The sequence below is a fragment of the Massilia sp. Root335 genome (assembly GCF_001425685.1).
GTDB classification, from domain to species: Bacteria; Pseudomonadota; Gammaproteobacteria; order Burkholderiales; family Burkholderiaceae_D; genus Telluria; species Telluria luteola.
In genome coordinates, this window is the sequence record NZ_LMCY01000048.1 from 227,717 (window position 1) to 252,052 (window position 24,336).

Genomic DNA, 24,336 nt, shown 5'->3' on the forward strand with positions numbered 1-24,336 from the left:
GGCTAGCCGTTGACGCACGTCCCGGCCGACGCATCCATCGCACCCACGGTTCCCGTCCCGACGCGCCGGAGGAAGACGTCGGGACGGATCCTCGGCAGCAGCGCCGGGGATGCGTCGGCAAAGTGGGGCAAGCCGCCCCACAGCCGCGCATCGCCGATGAGGAAAAAGCGGTGCTGCGCCCGCGTGAGGGCCACGTTGAACAGGTTCGGCTTGCCGGCCGCCCACACGGCCGCGCCACGCGTCGCGGCGTCGCATCCCAGCACCATCCAGACCATGCTTTCTTCCTTGCCCTGGAAGGTGTGGACCGTGCCGATGCGGGTCCGGCACCACTCCCGCAGCACGCGCGGCGACGGCTGGCTGCCGGCCGGCCAGGCGGCGCCGTTCACCAGCCTGCGGGCCAGTGCCTCCTTGATGCGCCGGAAGGGCGAAATCACGTACAGGGCCGGCAGCTCGCCCGTGCGCAGGGTGAGCTGCACGATGGCCCTGCATACGAGCTCGATCTGCTCCGGCACCGCCTGTTTGTCCTGCGCCGCGCCGCCGACGTCGACCCACGCGCTGGGGCCGACGTCGATGCTGCCGGACGGCGGCAGGCGCAACGCCGGGTCGTGCTGGTCGAAATAGATCATCTTGCCGCGATAGGCGATCTGGTTCGCGATCGTGAACATCGGATCGACGCAGCGCCGGTGCACCCGCAACGGGCTGCCGATCCACTGGTCCGTGCCGTCGACCTCGATCCGCGCGCCCAGCGCATTCGCCTCGTCGGCCAGGTTCTGCACCGACGCCAGGTGCGGCTCGACCGGTTGTCCGGCGGGCAGCTGCGCGGTCCGGGCCAGCGCCTCGATCAGCTTGATGGGCACGGTGAACACGGGCTCGATCTGCAATGGATCTCCCACCACGACGGCGCGCCTGGCGCGCCACAGCGCGCCGACCGCCGCCTGCGGCACCGCCTGGCCCGCCTCGTCGATGAACAGCCAGCCGAGGCTGTCCGGGCCCAGGTCGCGGAACTGTGTCGCGATCGAGGCGAACGTACTGGACACCACCGGCACGACCATGAACAGGCTTTGCCAGATGGCCTGCGCATGGTCGCGCTGCAGCAGCTTCTTGCCGCCCAGCAGGCGGGTGACGGCCACCAGGTTGCTGCCGAATCGGCCCCCGCTTTGCAGGACTTCCGCGAGCCAGGCCTCGTGCAGCGCCAGCGCCGCGACGAACAGCGCCGAGCGCAGCGCGTTGACCGTCTCGTCATGCCAGAGCCCCTGGATCTGCCAGCCGGGGTCCTCCAGCGCGGCCGCGCCGTCGGGCCCATTCATCTGCGGGAACTGCCCGGCCAGCGCGTCGCGTTCGCACTGGAGCGTCTCCCATTCCTGCGCCCGCTCGGCCAGCGCACGCTGCGCCCGGGCATCGCCGGCGACGGCGTCCTGCACACTGCGGCGACCGTCGGCGATCGCCGCCTCGACGGCGCGCCGGCGCGCCAGCCACTCGCGCTGCAGGCGCAGGTTGTCGGCCTGCTCGGCCTGGAACGCCTGCTCGCGTTCACGCCGCAACCAGCGCAACCACCATGCGGGGCGCGTCCGTTCGACCAGGCGCAGCTCTTCACGCAGCGAATCCAGCTGGCGGCCGCACAAGGCCTGCTCGTCGTCGAGCTGCGCGAGCGCCGCCTGCGCGTCCGCGCGGGCCTGCGCCGCCCGCGCCCGCCGTTCGTCGGCCTCGGCGCAAAACACGGCACAGGTCCGGCCGCGCAGCCGCATGCAGACAGCGGCATAGCGATCGACCAGCGCAATGCGTTGCGCAACCGCCGCGTCGGCCGCCGCGAACGCCGCGCGCGCCTCGGCAAAACCCGGCCCCGCATATTTTTCGCGCCACGTCCAGATCGATTGATGGACGTCGGGATCGAATCCCTTGACGGGCCATTCCGCCCGTTTCGCATCGGCCGCGAGGCGGAACGCGAAGTCGGTGCGATTGCGCTTGCGGCCGAGCGCACAGGCGACCAGTCCCCAGGGCGCGTCGTCCGCATCGAGCTTCGCATAATCGCCCTTGGCGGTGCGTGCGGCGATGTTGTGCGCCACCGTCCGCAGGTAGCCCGCCTTCGCGCCGCCCTGTGCGTCGCGCCACGGGGTCTTGCCGGTTTTCCCCAGCGCCTTCGATTTGGGCAAGTCGCGCGAGAGGTTCTCGACGGCCGCGTTGTTGGACGACGCGACCACCATTTCGAAGCCGGCGAGCTCCGGACGCAAGCGCGCGACGGCGCACCGCCCCTCGTTCTCGAAATCGACCTGCACGACGTCGGCAAATGCGTCGCCCGCGCGCGCGAAACCGGCCAGCACGCGGGCGCGCCGCGTGATCAGTTCGGCGAACACGTCGCGCAGCAGCGTCGTCTTGCCGGTGCCGGGCGGCCCGTTCACGGAAAAAACGCCGCCGGATTCGAGCCGCTCGAACAGGCTGTTGATGGCGAACTGCTGCATCAAGCTCATCGCGTGCGCGGGTTCGCCCGGCCAGTGGGCGGACGGCAGCCGCGCCGGCGCGAGTGCCGCAAGAATCGCCTCCCTGCCGGGCGCCGTGTACAGGTCGAGGCGCTGCTCCTGAGGCAGCGGCGCGAGATAAGCGCGCAGTGCCGGGCTATGCGTGCCGCGTTCCAGCGAGGCGATGGCGCGCTCGATGTCCTTGGCAAAAAAACTGTTGAGGATCTCGACTTCGATCTCGTCCGCGCCGCCGGCGGCGTCGTCATCGTCATCGTCGTCCGTTGCGACGCGCGATCCGCCGTTGCGCTCCGCGGCGGCCTTGGCATTCGCCTGCCGCTTCTTCGGGTTCTCTTCGACACTGCGGGCCCGGACGACGATCGCCGCGACGCCGTCGCGTCCGGCGCCGGGCGCGAATCCCGTCCAGTCCTCGAAGATCGCCTGCAACGCCAACAACTCTTGCGCGGAAAGGGGAACGGGCAGCTGGACAGGCTCGCCCGTGCCCTCCACCTGCGCCCAGGCGGGCGGCCGCGCGCGGCGAAATTCCAGCAGCGACTCCTTGAGATCTTCGATCCCGTTTTGGAAGGCATCGAAATCCAGCGCATCCAGTCGACCGGCGCGCTGTATGCGTCCGAGCGCCCACGGCGCGGTGGACACGGAAACATCGTCCAGACCGGGTTCGCCGGCCGGCCCGATCCTGAGTTTCGCCATGCACGTCAAGCCCTCCAACGCAGCGCGCTCGTCCTGCTCGACGGTTTCGTCGGCCGTCAGCGACGCCTGCAGCACCTGGCGCGTCACCTCGGCGAGGATCGACTTGTCGAACACGCCGAAATACACGTCGAAGCCGCTGAGTTCACGCCCCGGCGGCAGGCACGGCGTCCATAGCGGGCGTTCGGCACGGCGCAAGGCGGCCACGGACCAGGCCCGGACGGCCCATTCCGCGTCCGGCGCCTCCATGACCTGCTGTTCGAGGTCGAACGGGATGAAAAACTCGACCTGGTGCCAGAAGCGCAGGATGCGGCCGGCGGGATGTTGCTGCTTGGGATCGTTCATATCGCTTGTTTCGGGGCTCATAACGCTTATGTTAATTCATCGCCCGAGTATGTAACGTTGTGCGAGCCTGCACAATGGCGTGGAACATAGACAAGTAGCAAATTCCTAGACACAAAGTGGCGCCGTCGCCGGCACCGGAGGGGTAATCCCCCCATTTTTAGCGCTCGCTAAAAGTCGAGGTCAGGCGGCAAGGGCAAGTCTTTGTTTTGGTGTGATGCCGCCGAGTGCCATGTTGGGCCGGTCGTGATTGTAGGTCCACAGCCATCGAGTGGCAAATTCCTGGATTTCGTCGAGCGTTTCAAAGAGGTGGTGGGCCAGCCAATCGTAGCGCACGGTCCTGTTGTAACGCTCGACGCAAGCGTTTTGCTGAGGCTGGCCTGGCAGAATGAAATCGATGCGGATGCCGCGTCTGGCGACCCAAGCCAATGTCACTGCACGAATGTACTCTGGGCCGTTGTCGCAGCGGATCGCGTTTGGTTTGCCGCGCCATTCGATAATCCGGTCCAGTGATCTGATGACGCGGTCGGAGGGCGGCGAGAAATCGACGTCGATTCCCAGTCCTTCCCGATTGAAATCATCGAGGACATTGAACAGGCGGATGCTGCGCCCGTCGCCAAGGTGGTCATGCATGAAGTCCATCGACCAGCTCTATGGCAGCCTGCCCAGATAGGCCGATGCTCCAATAAGGTGTACATACTTGCGTCTTCGGGTATCAGGTGAGGAAGCTCAACCTTACTATTGACAATGTATTTTATCAATAGCACAAAGCATCTACCCTAACAACATTAACCATTACTAAAATTCAAGTTAAATTTTTGTAATGTAATTTTTCCTATTTTGTTATAATTTGTGAGCATCTCAAGAAATAAATTAACTATATTAAAGCCTTCAAGAGAATTTACCAAGCTTCGATTTTCCGGTGATATCTTTTGATACTTATGCGGCCTTTATAATTTGTTTTGTTTATGCAGTGATCCAAAGCAAAATATGGTTATTGGGCCGAAATTGACTTCGTTATTTTTTGAGAAAAATTATATGCAAACTTTGGCATTCGAAGAAATCGACATGGTATCTGGTGCAGGCATCGTTAGCTCGATGGCTAGTTGGGTTGTTGGCAACGGTACTGGCTATGCTGTTGGTGGCTTCGTGACTGGCGTTATGGAAGGCATGGAAATGGGTGCGACCGCAGGTCCAATTGGTATCCTTTTAGGTGGTGCGGCTGGTGGTGCGGCCCAATACATATTCGCCCACTCTCTCCGTTAAAATTGCCGAAAAGAGGGGGCGTTTTCGCCTCCTATTTATATGAAAATTTCTGAAGTTCGCGATGTGAGTCCGGTTTGGCAGCAGATTGTGCCAATTCAATCGATTTCGCAGTTGCTTTCATTTATTGCATTTTATGCACTGCTAATTGGCATCGTATACCTAATTACGAGGAACAGCACCGAACCTGAAGTTTTCGGAACTGTCTGTACCGGCGTCACACTTGGCGCTTTCCCAGCATTGTTTATTGCCCTGCCTCAAGAGTTTATTGCTGAGTTCAACTCTGAGTTCGCTGCAGCGTCAACGCTGAAAAAGATTGATGAGCTACTCAGATTTCGAGGGTATAAAAAAAAGGACGACCTGGGCATGACAACTGCTTTATACATCTCTAAATTGCCTGCTGTTTTGTCTTGGAAAGAAAATAGTTTTTTTATACTTAGCTCTGGAAAATCAATTATTATTCGCGGCCCAAGAGGTAGCGTAAAATGGTTGCGGGATCGTTTGATCCGATAAAGCCGCGGAATGCGGCCCGGCCTGTATCAGCATGATCTAATCGTGTCACGCAATAATGAAGGCATTTTGGATTTACCATTAAAACAATAGAACATTATTGTTATTTTTAATGATTTTATTAATTATGTCCAGCCATCGACTCCTCAGGGCAGGCGCCTTATCTTCTAGTCGGAACTCTTCTTTGGGCGAATTACTTTAATTCGCCCAATTTCTTTTTTTATAATGACTGTTAGTCGAGTGATCGTCGCAGCGCTACTGATTATTTTTTTATATTTGGAACATATACCAAGCGCAGCACTGTCGAAGGTCAAATTGTCCCGATATCTGGCGCGCCGCGCTTTACCGTCCTGGTAAGAATGTCGAGCACATGAGCCGAAGTGATCTGGCGAACAGGAAGCTTGCCGATGGAGGGCAATACGACGCGCTCCAGGCATGTCCAGCCGGCGTCTCTTTGTGACCTCTTCCCAGTCCTTCATTGCGATGCTGGACCGGACTGATGCCTCCCTCACCAGCTTGCGCGCAACGTCACATTTCTCGCGTGCCTCGCCGAGAGTCACGCTACAGCCCCTTGTAGTCATTGAGACGATAGGTACCTTCTTTGGGCTTTGCAGCGCGGCACTGAGCATCGGTGAGCATGTAAGTGAGGTCGTTGTGGCAACGCGCTCATCATATACACCGCCGTATGCACTTGCGCAGCACATGCGCAAGTTGTTGCGTGCGACAACACGAAACAAGAAAGCCCCGATCTACGGGGCTTTCTTCAGAATTTTCAGGCAGGTTCTGCAAACTCCTGAAACCCCCTGAAATGGCTTGCTCGACTCACACGTTGAACAGGAAGTTCAACACATCCCCATCCTTGACGATGTATTCCTTGCCTTCCGCGCGCATCTTGCCCGCTTCCTTGGCGCCGCCTTCGCCCTTGTAGGCGATGTAGTCATCGAAGGAAATGGTCTGGGCGCGGATGAAGCCGCGTTCGAAGTCCGTGTGGATCACGCCGGCCGCCTGCGGGGCGGTGGCGCCGATCGGGACGGTCCAGGCGCGCACTTCCTTCACGCCGGCCGTGAAGTAGGTCTGCAGGCCCAGCAGCTTGAACGCGGCGCGGATCAGGCGGTCCAGGCCCGGCTCTTCCATGCCCAGGTCGGCCAGGAATTCGAGCTTGTCGGCGTCGTCCAGGTTGGCGATTTCCGATTCGATGGCGGCGGAGATCGCGACGATCGGCGCGTTCTGCTTGTTGGCGAATTCCGTCAGCAGGTCCAGCAGCGGATTGTCCTTGAAGCCGCTTTCGGACACGTTGGCCACGAACATGGCCGGCTTGGCCGTGATCAGGCACAGCGGCTTGATCAGTTCCAGCTGGTCGGCGTCCAGGCCCAGCGTGCGCGCGGGCTGGCCTTCGTTCAGGTGCGGCAGCAGCTTTTCCAGGATCGCCACCAGCTTGATGGCGTCCTTGTCGCCGGCGCGCGCCTTCTTCTGCTCGCGGTGCAGGGCTTTCTCGGCGGTGCCCATGTCGGCCAGCGCCAGTTCGGTCTGGATGACTTCGATGTCGTCGATCGGGCTGACCTTGCCGGCCACGTGGATCACGTTCGGGTCTTCGAAGCAGCGCACGACGTTGACGATGGCGTCCGTCTCGCGGATGTGCGACAGGAACTGGTTGCCCAGGCCCTCGCCCTTCGACGCGCCGGCCACGAGGCCCGCGATGTCGACGAACTCGACGATCGCCTTGACGACGCGTTCCGGCTTGACGATGGTGGCCAGCTGGTCGATGCGCGGATCCGGCACCTCGACGACGCCGACGTTCGGCTCGATGGTGCAGAACGGATAGTTTTCAGCCGGGATGCCGGCCTTGGTCAGGGCATTGAACAGGGTGGACTTGCCGACGTTGGGCAGGCCGACGATGCCGCATTTGAGACTCATGGGAAGCTTTCTGGGTCGAATTTACGAAACCCCGTATTGTACCTCCGCTTGCCTGCAAAGGCCGCAAACAGCCCTTTATTCCGGCCTTTTCTTGCGCATCGGCGCAATTCGCGTCGCTTAAAGCGGACGAATCCGCCCGACGTCCGGCCGCTCGACGAAGGCCGCGAATTCGTCGCGCAGCCGTTCCCCCTCATCCATCGCCTGGCGCCAGGCGCGGATGCGGGCATCGTGGTCGAGGCCATAAAACTTGAAATCGCTGCGGTCGATGAGTTTTCCGCGCGGCATTTTGGCGAGGAATGCATGGCTCGGCGCCACGATCAGCACGTTGTCGAGCCAGCCGCGGTTCGGCCCGCGCGCGGCGCGGCGCCACGGCAGTCCCTTGTCCAGCCAGCCCGGCACGATGTGTTCAGAAAAATGGGGATACAGCACGATGTCGCCGGGCGCCTGCGCCGCCATCCGCGCATACGGCAGCGCCAGGTTGTAGTCGACGATGCCGCCGTCCCAGTAATGGCCGGGCGGCGCGCCGGGGATGTCGCGTACCGGTTTCATCAGCATCGGCAGGGTGCCGGAGGCCAGCAGGCCGGCCGCCAGGTTGGCCGGCGTCAGCGCGGAGAAATGCGTGGCGAAGTTGTCGAAGCGGTCGCGCAGCCAGGGCGCGTGGGCGCGGCGGTCGGCGAGCACGACGCGGTCCAGCAAATGCGCCAGCTTGTCGCGCGAAAACAGATTGTGCAGGGCCGCCGCGGCGAATCCGCGCATCTCGGCGCGGCGGTGGCCGGGCGCGGCCAGGGCGCGCTTGCCGCGCACCGTCAGCACGTGCAGACGGTAGTGCGGGTGGTTGACGATGTCGTCTTCGTGGCCGCGCACGAATTCGTTCAGGAGACCCTGCACGACGGTGTCGATCTGGTCCTGCGAGGGCCTGGTCGACGCGTAGCGCTGGCCGCTGTAGAGCTCGCCCAGGCGCGCGAAAGCCGTCACGGGATCGCGCTGGCAGGCCGCCGCCATGCGCCAGGCGCCGATCGACGATCCGATCAGGATGCGCTCGCGCGGCGCGCGCGCGAACCAGTCGCCGAACACCCACTGGTCGAGGGCGCAGAACACGAGTCCCTTGGGCCCGCCGGCCGCGGCGGGCACGACGCCGATGTCGCGCGCGCGCAAGCCGTGCGCGCGGATCTGGGCCAGGGCCGCCGGCCCCGCGTGGAAGGTAAGTGCGCTCATCCCGAAATTATCGCAGGAAGGGCACGGTTGCGTAGCCTCAAGGGTCATCCGGCGGCCCTCCGTAACATGGTCCGGTCGCCCTTCCGGCCTGTGTGTCTGGAGCCCGCATGATCAGTAGATATTGTGCCCTGCTAATCTGGATGATGGTTGCGCTGTTGACGACCGGCGGCCTCGCGCGCGCCGGCGCCGGCATCGATACCGGCACCGATCCCTCCGTCATCGTCGAGCGCCATGTCCGGCATTACGTCGTCGAGCCGGACGGCACGTACCGGCTCGCGGTGGACGACGCGCGCACCCTCGCCGCAGCGCGCGCGGTGCCGGATCACGGCCGGTTCACCATCCGCTCCAGCACGACGCTGGACGAGATCGTGTCCGTGGAGGCCTGCACGCAGAAGCCCGACGGACGGCGCATCCCGGTGCCGCCCGGCGCCATCCTGAGCCAGGACGATGGACCAACGCGTGCGACGACAATCGTGTTTCCCGCTGCGGCGACGGGCGACCGGCAGGTCGTGCACTACGTCGTGCGGCGCCACACGCCGCCGTTTCCCGGCCAGTTCGACGACGTGGCGGTGATGCCATTCCTCGTCCACCGCAACACCGTGCTGGTCTACGACATGCCGCCGTCGATGCCGCTGCATGCGGATGCCGTCGGCTTCGTGCCGATGCCGGGCGACAGTCCGCCGGGCCGGCGGCGCTACCAGTGGCGCTACGTGAACGGGCCCAACGAACGCATCGAGGCGGACGCGGTCAGCGTCCTCGACTACGGTCGGCGCCTGGTCGTCTCGACCGTTCCCGATTACCCAGCCTTTGCCGCCGCCTTCCGCGCGGCGACGGCCGGCAAGGCCCTGCCCTCCCCGGCCATCTCGACGCTGGCACACCGGTTGACGGCCGGACTGCCCGATACGCGCGCCCGCGTGCTGGCGCTGTCCGCATGGGTTCAACAAAATATCCGCCCAATGGACGCCGGTGCCGACGCTGGCGCTGGCGCTGGCGCCCTCAGTGTGGTGCCGCATGCCGCCGCCACGGTGCTCGACACGCGCCGCGGCGACGACCGCGACCGCGCCGCGCTGCTGGAAGCGCTGCTGGCCGCCGCCGGCATCGCCAGCACGCCGGCGCTCGTCAACGGCGGCAACGTCTACACCTTGCCGGACGCGCCGGCGCTGGGCGTGCTCGACCACCTGATCGTGTACGTGCCGGATATCGCCCTGTTCGTCGACCCGGCGGCGTCCGTCAAGGCCGGCGACCTGCCGCCTGCCCTGCTGGGCAAGCCCGTGCTGTTGCTGAACAGCGGCACCTTCGCGATGACGCCCGTGCTGCAGCCGCAATCGGTCCGCACGGTGGCGGCCGTCGACATCGAACACGGCACCTCCACGGCGGAACGGACCGTGACAGGCGCGCTGGCCGAACCCGTGCGCACGGTAGTCCGCGCCGACGGCGGCGGCCCGTGGACGAACGGATCGCTGGCGACCACCGATCACACCGGGAGCGCCGTGGACGCCGCCGTGGCCAGCCTGATGCGGGAACGCGCACGCCACCTGGACTTCGTCTGTGCGGCCGTCGACGTCGAGGACGAGACCCGCCTGCGCCTGCCGCAGGGCCTGCGCGTCGCGGCGCTGCCCGGACCCGCCAGCGTGATCACCGGCGGCATCTTTTATCGATCGACCTACACCCGCGAGAACGGTGCCGTCCTGGTCAGGCGCCGCCTGACGGTCCGCCACGGCCGCGCGACCTGCACGCCGGCGGACGACCGCGCCATGCGGCCGGCACTGGCGCGCATCCGGCGCGACCTGCGCAGCCGGATCGTCGTCGCAGGAATTCCCTCTGCGCCGGCTTCAAGGGCGCGCGTCGCGGACAAAGGCGTCGCGCCACCCGCGCGCGCGCAGGGCGGCCACGGCCTCGTCCGTGAGGTCGAAGCGCAGGTCCACGCGATCGCGCCCGGAGCGGTAGCCGCCGGGCCAGCGGGCGATCTCGACGAAGCCGCAACGGCGGAAGAAGCCGGCCGTGTGCGGATGCGTGTCGACCGTCACGTAGCGCGGCCGCAGCTTGCGGCCGGCCATGTGCAACAGGCGGTAGGCCAGCAGCGCGCGGCCGATGCCGGTGCCGTGGCGATCGGCCCGCACCAGGCCGAACACGAGGGTGCCGAGGTCGTAAAACTCGGACAATTCGTAGCCGCCGAAGCCGACGATGTCACCGGCGTCGACGGCGACGAACAGCGGGCCGTCCGGATCGTCCAGCGCGGAACGCAGCCATGATGCTTCCGACGCGGGAAAGTGCGCCGGCACGTTGGAGCGGAAGGCCGCGAGCACGGCCTTCCGGTCGTCCGGGCGATAACGTCTGATCTGCAATTGCATGTCGGATGTGAATGGTTGATCGGCACCGCTATCTTCCCCCATCTGCCCTCATGCCGCCGGTGCGCACCGGTGCGATCCGCAGCCGGGCAAAATAAATCCGACATTCAATCCGAAATGCTTAGGCGATCCGGCGCAACGCCTGTATATTTCACCCTGCACCTCATCAAGTCGTCGTTATTGTTGGTTTCTTTCCCGTCTCGCCCGTCCGGGCATTCCCGTCTGATACCCCTCGGTTACATCTCTTGGTTGCGATGCACATCGGGCATTCCGCTCTCAACATCTATTGAATGAAGGTATCTACATGACGACTCAAACCGGCACCGTGAAATGGTTCAACGATTCCAAAGGCTTCGGCTTCATCGCGCCTGACGCAGGCGGCGACGATCTGTTCGCGCACTTCAAGGACATCCAGTCGGAAGGCTTCAAGAGCCTGACCGAAAACCAGCGCGTCTCGTTCGAGCGCGCGCCCAGCCCGAAGGGCGACAAGGCAAGCAATATCCGCGCGATCTGACGTTCGCGCCTGCCGCATCCAGGGCCCGCTTCGAGCGGGCTTTTTTACGTCTGCTCATCACGTCGCGCACGCGACAGTTCGCGCGCCTTGTACGCCATGGCAATGGCCGTTACATTAGTGCCATGCAACCCGATGAAACCATTACCGTCGAGGACGCCGTGCAGGTGCTGGCGATGGTCGGCGACCTGTCCATGGGCTTGCCGCCGGACCACTCGATCCGCACGGCCCGCCTCGCCGCGCGGATCTCGGAGGAAAACGGGGACGGTGCGGATGCGTGCACGAGCACGCGCCTCGTCGCGCTGCTGCGCTGGTCGGGCAGCACGGCGACGGCGGCCGGGTTCGCGCACCTGCTGGGCGACGACGTGCGCGGCCGCCATGCGATGGTCACGCGCACGCTGTCCGGCCACAGCGGCCTCACGTTCGCCAACGTGCTGGCGCTGGCGCAGATGCAGTGCGAGGTGGCGGGCGACATCGCCGTGCTGCTCGGGTTGCCGGGCGACGTCGAGAACAGCCTGCGCCACCTGTTCGGCAGCCATCACCGCGGCGACATGCAGGATCTGCTGTTCGCCCCGAACATCCCGCGCGCCGTGTTCCACGTGCGCCTGGCCGGCGACCTCGAAGTGCTGGCGCCCGCGCACGGCACGGCCGGGGCCCTGCGCCTGATCGGCGAGCGCGCCGGCGTCAAATATCCGGTGACGCTGGTACAGCGCCTGTCGCCGCACGCGCAGGACTGGCTCGACATGCTCGAGGAGCCGTCGTGCGCGGCAGACTACCCCGGCCACGACCGGCGCGTGCCGCTGTCGGTCGTGGCCGACGTCATCGAACTGAAACTGCCGTGGCTCACGGGCTATTCGCGTCGCGTCGCGGCATTGGCGCGGCGCAGCGCGTCACTGGCCGGCATGCTGGCGCTGGAAGAAAGTCCGCTGGTGCGGGCCGCGCTGCTGCACGGCATCGGCAAGGCGGCGGTGCCGAACGTCGTGTGGGAACGGCCGGCCAAGCTCGATCCGGCCGACTGGGACCAGGTGCGCAAGGTGCCGTTCTGGACGGCACGCGCGGGCTCGCAGATCCCCGCGATCCAGGGCGAAGCGACGCTCGCCTCGTTCATCTACGAACGCCTCGACGGCAGCGGTTATTTCCGCAAGGCGCGCGCGGAATCCATGGGCATGCAGGAACGCCTGCTCGGCGCGGCCGCCGCGTTTATATCGCTGTGTTCGGCACGCCCGTGGCGGCCCGCGCACGGCGCCGCCGCCGCGTCGACCCTGATGACGGCGCAGGCGGCGGCCGGACGCTTCGACCGGCATGCCGTCGAGGCCGTCCTTGCCGCGGCGCACGGCGCGGTGCCGTCCGCGCCGGTGCGCGACCGCCTGCTGTCCGAACGCGAGCTGGAAGTGCTGCGCCACATCACCCACGGCGAGACGAGCCGCGAAGCCGCCCGCGCCATGCGGATCAGTCCGGCGAGCGTGCGCATGCACGTCGACAATATCTTCCAGAAGCTGGAAGCGGGGTCGCGTCCCGCCGCCACGCTGAAGGCGCTGGCGCGCGGGCTCATCTGAGCGACCGGGTGCGCGTGCGCGTCAGTCCGTGTGCAGCTGCATCGTCGCGGCGTTCATCTTGCCTTCGCACACCATCGGAATGATGCGCAAGCTCTTGTCGATCGCTTCTTCGATGAGCGTCTGCTCTTCGCGGCGCGGACGATGCAGCACGAAGTCGGCCACGGCCTGCTGCAGGTTCAGCGTGCGCGGATGGCCGATGCCCAGGCGCAGGCGCCAGTAGTCCTGCGTGCCGAGCGCGGCCGTGATGTCCTTGAGGCCATTGTGTCCACCGGAGGAACCGCCGCGCTTGAGCTTGGCGGCGCCGGGTGGCAGGTCGAGCTCGTCGTGTACGACGAGGATCTCTTCCGGACCGACCTTGAAGAAGCGCGCCAGCCCGCCCACCGACTGGCCGGAGCGGTTCATGAACGTCAGCGGTTCGAGCAGCCAGACGTCCTTGCCCGAGATCGATGTCTTGGCGACCATGGCGTTGAAGCGCGACTCGCGCTGCAGATGGCAGCCGGGCAAGGAGTTGGCGAGGTTGTCGACCAGCCAGAAGCCGGCGTTGTGACGGGTTTGTTCATATTCCGGGCCGGGGTTGCCGAGGCCGACGATCAGGCGGATGTGCATAAAACATCAATCAGTGCGTGTAAAACTCCGATTATCGCGGAAATTCGCATGCGCTGATCTGTTAGATGACGGCAAACGCGGCGGCCGTGCAGCCGCCGCGTCATCATCACTTATTTACTGGCCGCCACCGCCTCCAGGATGACGCGGGCGACGTCCGCCGGACGCGACTGCTGCGGCACGTGGCTGGTCGGCAGCTCCGTCGTCTTCGCGCCGATGGTTTTGGCGAACGCGCGCTCCAGGTCGGGCTGGATCATGCGGTCGTTCTTGCTGACGATGTACCAGCTCGGGTGGTTCTTCCACGCGGCGACCGTCGTCTTTTCGCCGAAGGCCTTCACGGCGATCGGGCCTTGCGTGGCGGCCATCACGGCGGCGTGCTCGGCCGGCACGTCCTGGGCGAAATTCTCGTGCAACGCGGCCGGCGACAGGCTGGCGAAGCCGAACTTGTCGACCGTCAGTTTGGTGATGCCCGGCGCGGGCGGCAGGTCCTTGCCGAGGTCGCTGGTCGCCTGGCCGGCGTTCGGCGCGAAGGCGGCCACGTAGACGAGGCTCGCGACCTTGTCGCCGGCGCCCGCTTCCGTGATCACGGTGCCGCCCCAGGAGTGGCCGACCAGCACGACCTTGCCGGGCTGGTTGTCGATCGCGCGTTTCGTCGCGGCCACGTCGTCGGCCAGCGACGTCAGGCTGTTCTGCACGGCCGTGACTTTGATGCCCTTGGCCTGCAGCAGCGGGATCACCTTGGCCCAGTCGGAGCCGTCGGCGAACGCGCCGTGGACGATGACGACGGACGGTTGCGCGGCGGCGGTGGCGGCGTGCGCGGCACCGGTGCCGGCGGCGGCGATGGCGGCCGCGGCGGCCAGGTTGCGCAGGGTGGTGGAAATCGATGCTTTCATGATGGCTCCTTGGGTTCGTTGTCGGGGTGTCGATGGAAGCCAGTGTAGAGAATCGGCTCCGGCAGGAGTATCGGTCGATCGACCGACCCCGGCGCCTGCCGAAAGACCGGGCGGCTTGCGGGCACGCGTCATTGTCACTACAGTACCGGCATGCAAATCGACAACACCGTCTCCGTCGAAGATGCCGTCCAGGCCCTGGCCCTCGTCGGCGACCTCTCCATGGGCCAGCCGACCGACGGCTCGATCCGCGCCGCGCGCCTGGCCGCGCGCCTCGCGCAGGCCGACGGCGCCGCGCCCGATGCCTGTGCCCACGCCCGGCTCGTGGCGCTGCTGCGCTGGTCCGGCTGCACGGCCAATGCGTCCGGCTTCTCCACCTTGCTCGGCGACGACGTCGGCGGACGCGACGCCATGCTCACCCACACGCTGCCGCCGAACCACCCGCTGACCGTCACGAGCGTGACGCCGCTGGCGCGCATCCATTGCGAGGTGTCGGGCGACATCGCCGGCCTGCTGGGTCTGCCGGCGGAAGTCGAGGCCGGCCTGCGCCACGTCTGGGAACATTACGACGGCAATGGCTTGCCGGAACGGCTGAGCGGAGCGGCCATCCCGACCGCCGTCTATTACACGAGCCTGGCCGGCGATCTCGAAATCCTCGCGCGCACGCACGGCCTGGAGGATGCGCTGCGGATGATCGGCAACATGGCCGACCGCAAGTACCCGGCGGCGCTCGTGCGTACGCTCACCGGTCACGCCCAGGGTTGGCTGGACGAGCTGGACATGCCGGCGCCCGCCGCGGACGCCCCGCTGCTGACGCGGCAGGTGCCCTTGAGCATCGTCGCGGACATGATCGAGCTGAAGCTGCCCTGGCTGGCGGGCTATTCGCGCAAGGTGGCCGGGCTGGCCGAAGCGGCCGCCGTGCACGCCGACTTGTCTCCGGCCCAACGGCAATGCCTGGGCCGCGCCGCGCTCATCCACGGCATCGGCCGTGCGGCCGTGCCGAACACGGTGTGGGAACGGGACGGCCGGCTCAGCGCCGCCGACTGGGAAAAGATCCGCCTCGTGCCGTACTGGACCGCGCGTGCCGGCGTCCAGATCCCGTCGCTGCGTCTCGAAGCCGCGCTGGCGTCGCACGCGTACGAGCGGCTGGACGGCAGCGGCTATTTCCGCAACCTGGACGCCGATGCGCTCGGCCTGCCGCACCGCCTGCTCGCGGCCGCGTGCGCCTACGTGGCGCTGTGCATGCCGCGCCCGTGGCGTCCCGCATATGCCCCGCATGAGGCCGCACGTGTGCTGGCGGAGCAGGCCGGCGCGTTCGATGCGGCCGCCGTGCGCTGCGTGATCGCGGCGGCCGGCGGTGCGGCGCCGGCGAGCACGCCGCGCAAGAACGTGCTGTCGGAGCGCGAGATCGAAGTCCTGCGCCGGATCAGCCTGGGAGAGAGCAACAAGGAAGCGGCCAGGGTCATGCGGATCAGTCCGTCGACCGTGCGCACGCACGTGGAAAGCATCTTCCGCAAGCTCGCGTGTTCGACGCGCGCCGCGGCCACGCTCAAGGCGCTGACCCTGGGCCTCATCTAAAACACCGGGCAACAAAAAACCCGCCGGACTCGCGTCGCGACGGGTTTGATGTGCACCGCCGGACGAGCCGGCGGCCAGCGCAGGAATTACTCTGCAGCGGCTTCGGCCGTTGCGGCGCCGCGCGGGATCGACGAGGTGGCGACGGTCTGGTCCTGGCCGTGGGCGACGACGGTCACGCCTTCCGGCAGGTTCAGCTGCGACACGTGGATCGACTGGCCGGCTTCCAGCGTCGACAGGTCGACGGTGATGAATTCCGGCAGCTGGCTCGGCAGGCAGGAGATTTCCAGTTCGTTCAGCACGTGCGACACGATGGCGCCGCTCAGCTTGACTGCCGGCGAGATCTCGGCGTTGACGAAGTGCAGGGCGACCTTGGTGTGGATCGACTGCGAAGCGTCGACGCGCTGGAAGTCAGCGTGCAGGACCAGTTGCTTGTATGCGTGCATCTGGAAGTCGCGCAGCAGGACTTTCTGCGCCTTGCCGTCCAGTTCCAGATCCAGGACGGAACCGTGGAAAGCTTCTTTCTTGAGCGCGTGATACAACGCGTTGCCATCCAGGGCGATCAGTTCCGGGGCAGCTGCGCCACCGTAGATGATGCCCGGGGTCTGGCCGGCGTTGCGCAGGCGGCGGCTCGCTCCGGTCCCCTGCTGAGTGCGTGCAAATGCGACTACTTTCATGGTGTTACTCCAAGTGTGGGCCCGAATGCCGGCACATGCCGGCCCGGTTGCCCGGGTTGTGATGTCCCCGCGACCAGGGACATCGATAAAGAGCGCGCTCGCGCACGCTCAAGAAATTCTGTACAGCTTGATGCGTCAACGGCGCGCCGGCTTTTTGCCCTGCGCGCCGTGTTGTACGGACCGTTTGCGTTCGACACGCAGGGTGGGCTCCCCCGAGCCCACCATGCATACCGCGAAATTAATCGACGAACAGCGAAATGACCGAATCGCCCTTGACGATACGCTTGAACGTCTCGGCCAGCAGCGGTGCGCAGGTCAGCTGGCGGATTTTGCCGCACGCCTGGGCAGCCGGGCTCAGCGGGATCGTGTCGGTCACGACCAGTTCGTCCAGCGGCGAGTTCGCGATTCGCTCGATCGCCGGGCCGGACAGCACCGGGTGCGTGCAATACGCGACGACTTTCTTCGCGCCACGCTCTTTCAGCACTTCGGCGGCCTTGGTCAGCGTGCCGGCAGTGTCGACCATGTCGTCCATGATCACGCAGTTGCGGCCTTCGACTTCACCGATGATGTTCATGACTTCCGACACGTTCGCCTTCGGACGGCGCTTGTCGATGATCGCCAGGTCGCAGCCGAGGCGCTTGGCCAGCGCACGGGCGCGCACCACGCCGCCGACGTCCGGCGACACGACGAGCAGGTCGTCGTAGTTGCGCTTCTGCAGGTCGCCCAGCAGCAGCGGCGATGCGTAGATGTTATCGACCGGAATATCGAAGAATCCCTGGATCTGGTCCGCGTGCAGGTCCATGATCAGGACGCGCTCGACGCCCGCTTCCTGGAGCATGTTGGCGACGACCTTGGCCGAGATCGCGACGCGCGCGGAACGCGGACGGCGATCCTGGCGGGCATAGCCGAAGTAGGGAATCGCCGCGGTGATGCGGCCTGCCGATGCGCGCTTGAGCGCGTCGACCATCAGCATGATTTCCATCAGGCTGTCATTGGTGGGAGCGCAGGTCGATTGCAGAACGAACACGTCCTTGCCACGAACGTTCTCGTTGATTTCGACCATTACTTCGCCGTCGGAGAACTTCGAAACGACTGCCTTGCCGAGAGGAATGCCGAGGTTTTTTGCGACCCCTTCTGCTAGCGCCGGATTGGCATTGCCGGTAAAAACCATCAGGTTTTCGTAAGCCATGGGAGTCCCAGAGATGTAAGCGTTGAAAGAAGAACTTGAAAAGCAGCTAATCGTCGGATGATTAACGCTGAACCACAAAAAAAAATGAGCCGCTCATTGGCGGCTCCATTTTTATCTGCCTGCTGGAGCACTCGTCATCGTCAGCTCAGGCAAAGAAACTTTGGCAGGGGAACAAGGATTCGAACCTTGGTATGCCGGAATCAAAATCCGGTGCCTTAACCAGCTTGGCGATTCCCCTACACTGAAACTTACAGCTCGTCGCTGCACTTGATTATTATATCGTCAAATGCGTCGACAGGCAAAATTTTATTCTACAACTCATTGATTTGCAAGAGCGATTTCATCGGATGTCGCCGCAGCGCCATTGCTTTCCACGCTCTCCACCGCCCCGGCACCTGCCTCAGTACCCGTTCAGCTTCCTGCTCTGTGGAAAATGCGCAAAACACGCACGATCCGGAACCAGTCATCCTGGCCGCCCCGTAACCACCCAACCATTCGATCGCCTCGGCTACCGGCGGGAACAGGCGGGCTGCCACGTCCTGCAAATCATTCTTTCCGAAGCCAATCAAATCCTTCGATTCGACATGTCGTCTGGAAAAGTCCGATATTGTGATGGCTTTCGTGTCTCTTGTCAAATCCGGGGCAGTAAAAATCCCGACAGTAGGCACGGCGACGCCGGGCTCGATGACGACGTACCAGCAATCCGGCCCCGGCACGGCCTGCAAGGCCTCGCCCACGCCCTCCGCGAATGCCGTCTCGCCGAACAGGAAGAACGGGATGTCGGCGCCCAGCGGCAGCCCCAGCGCGATCAATTCCGCATCCGTCAGGCCGGCCTGCCACAGGTGATTGGCCGCCATCAACGCCGTGGCCGCATCGGACGAGCCGCCGCCCAGCCCGCCACCCATCGGCAGCCGCTTCTCGACCGCGACGTCGATGCCCGGCGGCAGGCGGCCGTGGCGGCGTGCGTATTCCGCCTGCAACGCGCGCAGGGCACGCACGATCAGGTCCTGCTCCTCGGGCACGCCGGGCACGTCCGTCGTGCGATTGACGCGCTCGTCGGCGCGCAGGTCGAAGTGCAAGGTGTCGCCGCGGTCGATGAGCTGGAACACGGATTGCAGCAGGTGGTAGCCGTCCGGCCGGCGGCCGACGACGTGCAGGAACAGGTTCAGCTTGGCCGGCGCCGGGCAGTCGTGCAGAGACGTCGCACGCATGTCACGCCACCGGATCGATGACGATGCGGATCGTCAGCGCATCGCCGACGGCCGTCGTGCTGCGCTCGGCATCGATGCGGCGCGGCGTCGGGGCGCCCTGCGGCCCGTTCTGCCATTCCACGAAACGCAGGCGCCAGCCATCGTTCGTGACGACGCTGTCGTGCGCGGGCGACGCGGCAAACCGCTTGCCGCCCGCATCGACGGCATAGCCCTGCAGCCAGTCGCGCAGGCCGCTCACGGGCAAGGTCCAGCCGAGCGCTTTCGCGGTCAGCGTATCGATGTCCTTTTCCACGCGGGGCTGGCGGCCGGACTGGGTCAGCGTCGCGGTCTCGGGCGTGACCGTGATCTCGGCCACGGTCTGGCCCAGCGGCGAGAACAGCGCGACGTCGATGCGGCCCGGACGCTGTACCCACGTGAAATTGCCGTTGATCGATTGCGGCTGACCGTCTTTCGAGTAATTCGCGGCCAGCCGGCCGTTCAGGTCGATCGTGTCGCGGTAGGCGCCCACCTGGGCGGCCGGGTTGGCGAGCGGGACGTTGCTGGTGGTGGCGCATCCGGCCAGGGCGGCGGAGAAGGCGAAAGCGCAAGCGAAACGGGAAAGACGGTGCATCGGCATGGAATCAATCAGTGAACAGGATGGACTGACGGACGCCGCAGCGTCCGTCCATTGTCATTATTTCACAGAGTCTGGTGCAGGCGCGCGAGCGTGCTCTTCAGCGCATCGTTCTTGGGGTCCTTGGCCTGGGCTTCGCGCCACAGCTTGCGGGCATCATCCTTCTGCCCCTTCTTCCACAGCACCTCGCCCAGGTGGACGGCGATTTCCGGATCGTTGCGCAGCGTATAAGCCTTGCGCAGATGGGCTTCGGCGTCGTCCAGCTTACCCATCCGATATTGCACCCAGCCCATGCTGTCCAGGATGAACGGGTCGTTCGGGGCCATTTTCAGGGCCTTGTCGATGAGCCGGTGGGCTTCCTTGAGACGCACGTTGCGGTCGGCCAGCGAATAGCCGAGCGCATTGTAGGCCTGCATATTGTCCGGCGACTTGGCGATCACTTTACGCAGCGATTTTTCCATGACGGCCGTCTTGCCCATCTTTTCGGCCATCAGGGCATAGTCGTACAGGAAATCCATATTGTCCGGGAAGCGCTTGACGCCCTGCTCCATCAGCTTGAACGCTTCGCGGCCCTTGCCCGCGTCGCGCAGGATCTGGGCGTCGACGAGCACGACCTGCGCCTGCTCCGTCTTGTCGTCCGTCTTCAGGGTGGAGAGCAGCTTGCGCGCGCCGGCGACGTCGCCCTGCTTGGCCGTCAGCTGGGCACGGCGCAGCTGGGCGCCGAACTGGACCTTGGGGTCCTCGCTGTCGAGCCGGTCGAGCCAGTCCGCCGCGGCCTTGTAATCGCCCCGTTCCTCCGCCAGCTGGGACAGGATCATCACGGCCTTGGACGGGTCGCGCTCGTCCTCCGGCGCCTTGTCCATCAGGTCGACGAAGCGGCTGAAATATTTTTCCGCGGCCGGACGGTCGTTCATCTGCATCGACAGGATGCCCAGCGCGTACAAGGTGCCGGGGTTGTCGGGCTGGGCCTTGTCGAGCGTGAGGAATTCCTGGCGCGCGGCCTCGTACTGCTTTTCGTTGACGAGCAGGCGCGCATACGCCGAGCGAACTTCGCGCGCCTCTGGATGGGCGGCGAGGAAATCCTTCAGCACCTTGATGGCGCCGCCCTCGTCCTCGCTGACCTGGGCCACCGTCAGCGCGGCGATCTCGGAATCGGGCTTGATCTGCAGGGCGGCCTGGGCTTCGCGGCGGGCCGCGGCCTTGTCGTTTTTCGCCAGCGCGGCCTGGGCCAGCACGACGTGCGTTTCCATCAGGTTGCCGTACGGCGCGACGAGGCGCTCGAGCATGGCGACGGCAGCATCCTTGTCCTTGGCGCGCAACAGCAGTTGCTGCATCTGGAACATCACGAGGCCGCGCGCGGCCGGCGTCGCCTCCGCCAGCCGCTGCTTCAAAATACTTTCGGCCTCGCCGAGGTTGTCGGACAGGACGATCAGCCCCAGATAGTACTGGCTGGCCTCCTCGGAGTCCGGCGCGTACTGGCGCCACAGTTTGACGGCGGCGAGGGCATCGTCGGCCTGCTTGGCGGACAGCGCCATCTCGGCGGCGCGCTTGGCCAGGCGCGGGTCCTTCGTCTGCTGGGCCAGGCTCATCATCGTCAGGTACGGGCCTTGCCAGTCCCCGTTCTTGAATGCCATCTCGGCCTGCATCAGCTGGGCCATCATGGCCGGGGTCATGTTGACGTTGGGGAGCTTCTCATCGGCTTGCTCGCCCTCTTTCGTCTTGCCGGCGTCGGAATGGTCCCGCGCCTCGGCGGCGGCGAGCGGCTGGTCGGACAGGTCCTGTGCCGGCTGCTGCCTGGGCGCCACAGCGCAGGCCGACAGCAGTGCGGAGAGGGTTACAATGGCGAAAGCGTTTTTCAAGGCAAGTCCCACGTCGTCGAGATTGTCCGATTCTACGCCATGCACCCGAAGCGCGTGCGCCGCTGCAACACGAATTTACATTCCTCTCACGTTGTTAATCATTCATGCCTGAATTACCAGAAGTCGAAGTCACACGACGCGGGGTTGCACCTCACCTGGACGACCGCGTCGTCGAAGACGTCGTGCTGCGCCGCGAAGGCCTGCGCTGGCCGTTTCCCCCGAATCTGCGCGAGTTGCTCGTGGGCCGCCGCATCCTCGGCACGGGCCGGCGCGGCAAGTATTTGCTGTTGAATTTCGAGCATGGCACGCTGATCGTCCACCTGGGCATGTCCGGCCACCTGCGCGTGCTGCCGGAAGGCGTCGAACTGAAAAAGCACGACCACTTCGACCTCGTCGTGCGCGGCTTGGGCGGCCGTCGCGTGCTGCGCCTGCACGATCCGCGCCGCTTCGGCGCCGTGCTCTGGCATGGTCACGACGACGGCGAGCTGGAACAGCACGTGCTGTTGCGCGGCCTGGGCGTCGAACCGCTCGAAGACAAGTTTTCCGGCGCCCTGCTGCACCGGGCCACGCGCAAGCGCAGCGCACCGGTCAAGCAGGTACTGCTGGCCGGCGACATCGTCGTGGGCGTCGGCAATATCTACGCCTGCGAAAGCCTGTTCCGTGCCGGCATCAACCCGAAGACGGCGGCCGGCAAGATCAGTCGGGCCCGCTACGACAAGCTGGCCGAAGCCATCCGCGACATCCTCGCGGCCGCCATCGTGCAGGGCGGCAGCACGCTGCGTGACTTTATTGCCGTAAATGGTCAGTCGGGCTACTTCCAGCAGACATATTTCGTCTATGATCGTGCAGGAGTGCCTTGCCGCAACTGTGGCACGCCGGTCCGCCAGATCAAGCAGGGCCAGCGGTCCACGTTCTATTGCGCGGTCTGTCAACGGTAAGGTCATCGACGAGGCGACGGGACGCACCACTATGCAGGATCTACAACAGTATGCCGACTGGCGCGCGCAGGTCGCCCAGGCGCTGGAACAATATCGCGGCTGGGCCCGGGCGGCCGAGCTGCTGGACGGGGCGGCGGAACAGCGCGTCGCGCGCGCACTCGCGCGGCTGCGCGACGCCCGGCTGTCGGTCGCGTTCGTGGCCGAATTCTCGCGCGGCAAATCCGAGCTGATCAACGCCATCTTCTTTGCCGACTACGGCCAGCGCATCGTGCCGTCGAGTCCCGGCCGCACGACGATGTGTCCGACCGAATTCGCCTGGGACCCCGCGCTGGCGCCCTGCATCCGCCTGCTGCCCATCGAGACCCGCGCCGAGCGCCTGGCGACGGGCGATTATCGCGACGTGCCGGGCGCCTGGACCGCGCTGCCGCTGGACCTGTCCGCGCCCGAGCGCATGCACGAGAGCTTCTTGCAGGTGAGCCTGACGCGCCGCGTCAGCCCCGCCGATGCCCAGCGCTACGGCCTGTACGATCCCGACGACCCCGACCTCGCCGCCACGCTGGGCGCCGACGGCCTCGTCGAGATCCCGCGCTGGCGCCACGCGCTGATCAACGTGCCGCATCCGCTGCTGCAGCAAGGCCTCGTGATCCTCGACACGCCGGGCCTGAACGCGATCGGCACGGAACCCGAGCTGACCCTGAACCTGATCCCGAACGCGCACGCCGTGCTGTTCATCCTGGCCGCCGAGACGGGCGTCACGAAGAGCGACATCGACGTCTGGCGCACGCACATCAACGCCGGTCCGGGCCGCATCGTCGTGCTGAACAAGATCGACGCGCTGTGGGACGAACTGCGCAGCGCGCAGGACAACGACGCCGCCATCGCGCGCCAGCGGCACGACGCGGCGCGCCTGCTGGGCGTGGCCGACGCGCAGGTATTCCCGGTCTCCGCGCAGAAGGCCCTCGTGGGCAAGATCACGGGCGACCTCGCGCTGTTCGAAAAGAGCCGCGTGGGCGCGCTGGAATCGGCGCTGTTCCACGAACTGATCCCGGCGCGCCAGGACATCCTGCGCCGCCAGCTGCAGGACGACCTCGCGGCCCTGACGGGCGCCCAGGCCGCGCTGCTCGCCGCGCGCGGGCGCGACCTCGTCGAGCAGCTGCAGGAACTGCAAGGCCTGCGCGGCAAGAACCAGGGCGTGATCACCCACATGATGCGCCGCGTCGAGATGGAAAAGAAGGAATTCGACGCCAGCCTGTTCAAGCTGCAGGGCACGCGCGCCGTGTTCACGACCTTGTCGACGGAGCTGTACTCCAGCATCGGCATGGACGTCGTGCAGGACCACGTCGACGCCGTGCGCGCCGCGATGGAAGCCGCGCGCTTTTCCACCGGCATGCGCGCGCCGGTGCGCGTGTTCTTCGAGCAGGTGCGCGCCAGCCTGGATGCGGCCGCCGGCAAGATCGCCGAGATCGCCGCGATGATGGAGTCGATGGTGCGCCGCTTCTCGACCGAGCACGGTCTCGCGCTGGCGCTGCCTGCCACGCTGTCGCTGGAACGCTACCGCCGCGAGATCGACGCGATCGAAGCCATCTACCTCAAGCAGTTCGGCACCGCGGCCCTGCTCATCACGAGCCGCGGCACGCTGCTCGAACGCTTTTTCGATTCCATCGCGTCGCGTGTAAAATTCGCGTTCCGCGAGGCGAACGGCGACGTGGAGGCATGGCTGAAAGTGGTCAATGCGCCGGTCGAAGCGCAGATCCGCCAGCACCGCGACCAGCTGCGCCACCGCCAGGCATCGATCCAGCGCATCCTGGACGCCACCGAAAGCCTGGAACAGAAAATCGCCGCCTTCGAGGCGGCCCAACACGACCTGGAGCAGGTCAAGGCGCGGCTGGCGAGTCTGTCCGATCGGGTTGCCGATGCGCTGCGCGCCGACCTGCCCGAACTGCAAGCCGCCTGACGGCAGATCA

18 protein-coding genes, 1 tRNA gene and 2 pseudogenes are annotated in these 24,336 nt (G+C 65.4%); 8 read left to right on the forward strand and 13 right to left on the reverse strand.

The window, feature by feature from the left end:
- Positions 1-2: 2 nt before the first annotated feature.
- Positions 3-3,503, reverse strand: coding sequence for a DEAD/DEAH box helicase (locus ASC93_RS24845; RefSeq protein WP_056449021.1), 3,501 nt, complete (start codon positions 3,501-3,503; stop codon positions 3-5).
- A 180-nt stretch (positions 3,504-3,683) separates the two neighbouring features.
- Positions 3,684-4,148 (reverse strand): annotated as a pseudogene (locus ASC93_RS24850) (integrase core domain-containing protein); the annotation flags it as partial.
- 390 nt (positions 4,149-4,538) lie between these two features.
- Between ASC93_RS24850 and ASC93_RS31150 the strand changes: the two are divergent.
- Together ASC93_RS31150 and ASC93_RS31155 are read left to right on the forward strand one after the other, a co-directional pair.
- Entirely contained in the window at positions 4,539-4,766 is a 228-nt protein-coding gene (locus tag ASC93_RS31150) for a hypothetical protein (protein ID WP_157202111.1), read from the forward strand.
- A gap of 39 nt (positions 4,767-4,805) precedes the next feature.
- Complete coding sequence (locus tag ASC93_RS31155) at positions 4,806-5,276, forward strand: hypothetical protein (RefSeq protein WP_157202112.1); 471 nt, start codon at positions 4,806-4,808, stop codon at positions 5,274-5,276.
- 819 nt (positions 5,277-6,095) lie between these two features.
- Here the strand turns inward: ASC93_RS31155 and ychF are convergent.
- Positions 6,096-7,187 carry a redox-regulated ATPase YchF gene (ychF, locus tag ASC93_RS24855; RefSeq protein ID WP_056449024.1) on the reverse strand — a complete coding sequence of 364 codons (1,092 nt, stop codon included), beginning with the start codon at positions 7,185-7,187 and terminating at the stop codon, positions 6,096-6,098.
- Positions 7,188-7,304: 117 nt separating this feature from the next.
- Complete coding sequence (locus ASC93_RS24860; RefSeq protein WP_056449027.1) at positions 7,305-8,402, reverse strand: patatin-like phospholipase family protein; 1,098 nt, start codon at positions 8,400-8,402, stop codon at positions 7,305-7,307.
- Positions 8,403-8,545: 143 nt separating this feature from the next.
- Here ASC93_RS24860 and ASC93_RS32865 point away from each other — a divergent pair.
- Positions 8,546-9,106 (forward strand): annotated as a pseudogene (locus tag ASC93_RS32865) (DUF3857 domain-containing protein); the annotation flags it as partial.
- 1,128 nt (positions 9,107-10,234) lie between these two features.
- On the opposite strand, the gene ASC93_RS32870 reads toward ASC93_RS32865, so the two are convergent.
- Complete coding sequence (locus ASC93_RS32870; protein WP_082548326.1) at positions 10,235-10,795, reverse strand: GNAT family N-acetyltransferase; 561 nt, start codon at positions 10,793-10,795, stop codon at positions 10,235-10,237.
- Between the two features lie 259 nt (positions 10,796-11,054).
- Here ASC93_RS32870 and ASC93_RS24870 point away from each other — a divergent pair, with 259 nt between their 5' ends.
- Together ASC93_RS24870 and ASC93_RS24875 are read left to right on the forward strand one after the other, a co-directional pair.
- Positions 11,055-11,264, forward strand: a complete 210-nt coding sequence (locus tag ASC93_RS24870) for a cold-shock protein (RefSeq protein WP_056449032.1) — start codon at positions 11,055-11,057, stop codon at positions 11,262-11,264.
- Positions 11,265-11,386: 122 nt separating this feature from the next.
- The gene (locus tag ASC93_RS24875) at positions 11,387-12,817 is read left to right on the forward strand and encodes an HD domain-containing phosphohydrolase (protein ID WP_056449035.1); all 1,431 of its coding nucleotides are present in this window, start codon (positions 11,387-11,389) and stop codon (positions 12,815-12,817) included.
- Between the two features lie 21 nt (positions 12,818-12,838).
- Here the strand turns inward: ASC93_RS24875 and pth are convergent, their stop codons facing one another.
- Together pth and ASC93_RS24885 are read right to left on the reverse strand one after the other, a co-directional pair.
- Positions 12,839-13,423, reverse strand: coding sequence for an aminoacyl-tRNA hydrolase (gene pth, locus ASC93_RS24880; protein ID WP_056449038.1), 585 nt, complete (start codon positions 13,421-13,423; stop codon positions 12,839-12,841).
- A 110-nt stretch (positions 13,424-13,533) separates the two neighbouring features.
- Positions 13,534-14,313, reverse strand: a complete 780-nt coding sequence (locus ASC93_RS24885) for an alpha/beta fold hydrolase (RefSeq protein ID WP_056449042.1) — start codon at positions 14,311-14,313, stop codon at positions 13,534-13,536.
- Positions 14,314-14,463: 150 nt separating this feature from the next.
- Here ASC93_RS24885 and ASC93_RS24890 point away from each other — a divergent pair, with 150 nt between their 5' ends.
- A complete protein-coding gene (locus ASC93_RS24890) occupies positions 14,464-15,888 on the forward strand; it encodes an HD domain-containing phosphohydrolase (protein WP_056449044.1) in 1,425 nt (474 codons plus the stop codon).
- Between the two features lie 86 nt (positions 15,889-15,974).
- On the opposite strand, the gene ASC93_RS24895 is transcribed toward ASC93_RS24890, so the two are convergent.
- The 6 genes from ASC93_RS24895 to ASC93_RS32560 all read right to left on the reverse strand — a co-directional run bounded on the left by ASC93_RS24895 (position 15,975) and on the right by ASC93_RS32560 (position 21,434).
- A complete protein-coding gene (locus tag ASC93_RS24895; RefSeq protein ID WP_056449046.1) occupies positions 15,975-16,562 on the reverse strand; it encodes a 50S ribosomal protein L25/general stress protein Ctc in 588 nt (195 codons plus the stop codon).
- Between the two features lie 238 nt (positions 16,563-16,800).
- Positions 16,801-17,751, reverse strand: coding sequence for a ribose-phosphate pyrophosphokinase (locus ASC93_RS24900; RefSeq protein ID WP_056126570.1), 951 nt, complete (start codon positions 17,749-17,751; stop codon positions 16,801-16,803).
- A gap of 161 nt (positions 17,752-17,912) precedes the next feature.
- Positions 17,913-17,989 (reverse strand) — tRNA-Gln (locus ASC93_RS24905).
- Positions 17,990-18,062: 73 nt separating this feature from the next.
- On the reverse strand, positions 18,063-18,962 hold the full coding sequence (gene ispE / locus ASC93_RS24910; protein WP_056449049.1) for a 4-(cytidine 5'-diphospho)-2-C-methyl-D-erythritol kinase: 900 nt from the start codon (positions 18,960-18,962) through the stop codon (positions 18,063-18,065).
- Between the two features lies 1 nt (position 18,963).
- Complete coding sequence (locus ASC93_RS24915; protein ID WP_056449052.1) at positions 18,964-19,578, reverse strand: outer membrane lipoprotein LolB; 615 nt, start codon at positions 19,576-19,578, stop codon at positions 18,964-18,966.
- Between the two features lie 62 nt (positions 19,579-19,640).
- Positions 19,641-21,434, reverse strand: coding sequence for a tetratricopeptide repeat protein (locus ASC93_RS32560; RefSeq protein WP_056449055.1), 1,794 nt, complete (start codon positions 21,432-21,434; stop codon positions 19,641-19,643).
- A 104-nt stretch (positions 21,435-21,538) separates the two neighbouring features.
- On the opposite strand from ASC93_RS32560, the gene mutM reads away from it, so the two are divergent.
- Together mutM and ASC93_RS24930 are read left to right on the forward strand one after the other, a co-directional pair.
- Positions 21,539-22,372 (forward strand): bifunctional DNA-formamidopyrimidine glycosylase/DNA-(apurinic or apyrimidinic site) lyase, encoded by an 834-nt coding sequence (gene mutM, locus ASC93_RS24925; RefSeq protein ID WP_056449059.1) that lies wholly within the window; start codon positions 21,539-21,541, stop codon positions 22,370-22,372.
- A gap of 31 nt (positions 22,373-22,403) precedes the next feature.
- Complete coding sequence (locus ASC93_RS24930) at positions 22,404-24,326, forward strand: dynamin family protein (protein ID WP_056449062.1); 1,923 nt, start codon at positions 22,404-22,406, stop codon at positions 24,324-24,326.
- The last annotated feature ends 10 nt before the right edge of the window (positions 24,327-24,336 follow it).